The 403-nt window shown below is 43.9% G+C and carries 1 tRNA gene and 1 rRNA gene; both read left to right on the top strand.

Annotation, left to right across the window (positions count from 1 at the left end):
• The first annotated feature begins 125 nt into the window (after positions 1 to 125).
• Positions 126 to 241, top strand: a 5S ribosomal RNA gene (gene rrf, locus H2672_RS19305).
• A gap of 65 nt (positions 242 to 306) precedes the next feature.
• A tRNA-Val gene (locus H2672_RS19300) sits at positions 307 to 382 on the top strand.
• The last annotated feature ends 21 nt before the right edge of the window (positions 383 to 403 follow it).

The raw sequence follows: 403 nt of genomic DNA, 5'->3' as shown, positions 1-403 counted from the left end.
ATGTGTAGCGCAATGTCTGTTTTATTCAGTTTTGAGCGAATAAGTACCGTTCGTTAAAAAAGTACTTGCAATTAGTTTTATAATATGTTATAATGAATCTTGTCTTTGAGAAAAGATAATACAAGTCTGGTGACGATTGCGAAGAGGTCACACCCGTTCCCATCCCGAACACGGAAGTTAAGCTCTTCAGCGCCGATGGTAGTTGGGGGTTTCCCCCTGTGAGAGTAGGACGTCGCCGGTCTTGTACCATTCATTACATAGGTTTTGAAAAGGACAAGCAACTTAATTTTGTCGCACTTATACCCAGGAGGATTAGCTCAGCTGGGAGAGCACCTGCCTTACAAGCAGGGGGTCGGCGGTTCGAGCCCGTCATCCTCCACCATATACTTTATAGTGAAATTTA

This window comes from Sporosarcina sp. BP05 (assembly GCF_014282005.1).
Classification (GTDB): domain Bacteria; phylum Bacillota; class Bacilli; order Bacillales_A; family Planococcaceae; genus Sporosarcina.
Note: the sequence above shows the minus strand (reverse complement) of the source record. Positions and strands in the feature narration are given on the sequence as shown.